Annotated in this window: 2 protein-coding genes; one reads left to right on the top strand and one right to left on the bottom strand. The window is 66.4% G+C overall.

Translation table 11 applies throughout. The features are described from left to right. A partial coding sequence (locus tag VJ673_RS22890; RefSeq protein WP_324128493.1) for a medium chain dehydrogenase/reductase family protein occupies positions 1-1,025 on the top strand: 1,025 nt, incomplete at its 5' end. 722 nt (positions 1,026-1,747) lie between these two features. Here VJ673_RS22890 and VJ673_RS22885 read toward each other — a convergent pair. Beyond that, a partial coding sequence (locus VJ673_RS22885) for a putative Na+/H+ antiporter (protein ID WP_324128492.1) occupies positions 1,748-2,860 on the bottom strand: 1,113 nt, incomplete at its 5' end.

Genomic DNA, 2,860 nt, shown 5'->3' with positions numbered 1-2,860 from the left:
TGGTCGAGGACAAGGATCCCCGACCGGGTCCGCGTGAGGTCCGCGTTCGGGTTCTGGCCGCCGGCGTTTCGTTCACCGACGCTCAGCTGCGTGCTGGCACCTACCTCGGCGTGCCGAAGCCGCCGTTCACGCCCGGCTATGAGCTCGTTGGCGTCGTCGAGGAGCTGGGGTCGAGCTGCTCGCGGCTGCGCGTCGGGGACCGTGTCGGCGTGCTGACGGTGTGGGGCGCCGACGCAGAGCGGGTCTGCGTACCGGAGGCGAACGCGGTCGAGCTGCCCGAGGATCTCGACCCGGCGGAGGTCTTGAGCCTCGTCTTCACGTACATGACCGCCTACCAACTGCTTCACCGCACGGCGAAGGCGAAGCGCGGTGAGGCAGTGCTCGTGCACGGCGCAGCCGGCCGGGTAGGCACCGCGGTGCTCGAGCTGGGAGCGGTGGCCGGGCTTCGCCTCTACGGGACGTGTTCGGCCCGCGACCGCGCCGCAGTCGAGCGGCTCGGTGCGGTAGCGATCGACTATCACAACGAAGACTTCCTAGCCCGGGTGCGCGAGTTCCCCGACAAAGGCGTAGACGTCGTGCTCGACGGGATCGGTGGCGCGCTGTCGCTGCGCTCCTTCCGCGCGTTGCGGCCCGGTGGGCGGCTCGTCGTATTCGGGCACTACGCCGCGCTCGTGCAGGGGCACAAGAGCTGGCGCGGGTGGATCGAGTGGTATGCGACGACCGCGCTCGTCGCGCTCTGGGGCTTGCTCTCGCCACGCCGGCAGGTCCTCACCTACCGCATCCAGAAGCTGCGCGAGGGCCATCAATGGTTTCCTGTGGCGGCACATCGCCGAGCGCATCCGGTGGGCGGAGGTCCCCGCGACCCAGAGCGGTTCCGCGAGGACTTCCGCGCGCTGCTCGAACTGCTTCGGCGCGGCGAGATCCACCCTGTCGTGGCCGAGCGCATGCCGCTCACCGAGGCGCGACATGCCCACGAGTTGCTGGATAGTTCCGCGAGGGTCGGAAAGCTCGTGCTGTTGCCATAGGCCGGGCGACCTGCGCGCGCGTCAGCGCGGCCAGCGTCGCTTGCATGTTCAGCTGCGCAGGGCCAGTTGCGCGCCCGTCCGCAACCGCAGGGCCGCCCTCGTATCCAGGCTGACTCCGCGATGGGCCGGCTGGAAACCTGCCGGCCGCTGGCGCCCCCTCGTTGCCGCCAGATTGAGGTCGAAGGGCAGCCCGGAAGCTGACTTCCAAATCGAAGGCAACCGCTAGCCAAAGACAGCTCATGGTGACATCAACGGAGACCCGGACCCGGCCAGGAGCAGCCTCCTGCCGACGCATACCAAAGCGGTCAGCCACCCGGCGCATTCAGCTTGCCATTACGCGCTTTGCAAGGCGGTGCGGACGCCGCTTTGAGATCTCGATTGGGCATCTTGCCGAACAGACCCCAATAGGCCGGGGCCGGCGGCCGGCCATCGGGAATTCTGGCGCTCAGGATGTCCCAAGCTCAGTGGACGCGAGGCGTGCCATCAGGATTTGTCCTGTGCGCCAGGAGTCCGACGACGACAACCAGGACAGGAAGGAATAGCAAGAACGCGAATTCCGGGGTCACAGTTGCCCACCATGCGACGCAATCGTTCCAGAGATGCGATGTCATGTCGTTAACTCCGGGTTGATGTCAGACACTTCAACAACAGCTTCACTGCTTAGGCTCTGTCCCATCGCGGCTGACGACACGAGTTCTTGAATGAGGCCATGGCAGCCCTTTTCATGGCAGCAGCCGAAACGCCAGGATCGCGGTGATGGTCGGGGGTGCGGCCGCGACCAGCAGCCCGACCGGATGAATCGCTCCGTCCTCGAAGTTGCCGCGCAGGATGGCGAAGCCGGCCGGATTGGGAGCGTTCGCGATGACGGTCAACCCGCCGCCTGTGACGGCGCCGGCGACGAGCGCGTACTTGAACTCTGCGCTCAACCCGTCGACCAGTGATCCCAGGTAGGTGAGGGCGGCGTTGTCCGTCACGGCGGTCAATGCCGTGGCACCGAAGTACACGGTGTTCGCGTCCATGCCGCGCAAGAGCGGCTCCAGCCACCACTGCTGCTGCCCGCCGAGCACGACGAGGCCAGCCAGGAAGAACGCGACCAGCAAACCCTCACGCAAGATCAGGCGGTCCTGGAATTGCGGATAGGCCGTCGCAAAGCCGAGGAAGAACAGGAGCAGGCCCATGAACACCGCCGGGTGATGGGCGAAGGCGACGACTCCAGCCAGGAAGAGGATGTGCAAGCCGCTTACCCACGCGGGCATTCGGGGCGAGGTGTCATGATGGTCACGCGGGAGCCTGGTCAGCTCGCGACGGAAGATCAGCGTGGTCACGAGCGCATTGGCGCCAACCGCAATCGCCGCCTTCCATCCGAAATGGGCCAGCATGAACCACAGGTCCCATTTCCAGGTCGCGGCGACCATCAGGACGGGCGGTGCCGCGAATGGAGTCAAGACGCCGCCGATGGAGACGTTGACGAGCAGAACGCCCAGCGTCGCGTACTTGAGCTTCTGCGACACGCCGCTGACACTGAAGATTCGCTCGCGCAGCATCATGGCCGCCAACGTCATTGCCGCCGGCTCGGTGATGAACGAGCCCAGGAGCGGCACAAAGGCGAGCGCCACGAAGTAGAACGCCATGCCGCCCGACAGCGGAACGAAACCGGCGATGACGTTGACGCCACCGCGCGCGAGTCGCAGCACGGCGCGGCTGCCGGCCACCACCATGATCGCGAAGACGAACATCGGCTCGGTGAAGTTGCGCGAGTCGAGGTAGGCGATCGCCTCGGGCTCGCCGACCATCAGCACCATGACGACGACGAGCACCATCGCCCAGAAGCCGAA

It is taken from the genome of Aromatoleum sp. (genome assembly GCF_035254505.1).
Taxonomy (GTDB): domain Bacteria; phylum Pseudomonadota; class Gammaproteobacteria; order Burkholderiales; family Rhodocyclaceae; genus Aromatoleum.
This window is presented reverse-complemented; position numbering and strand designations above follow the sequence as displayed.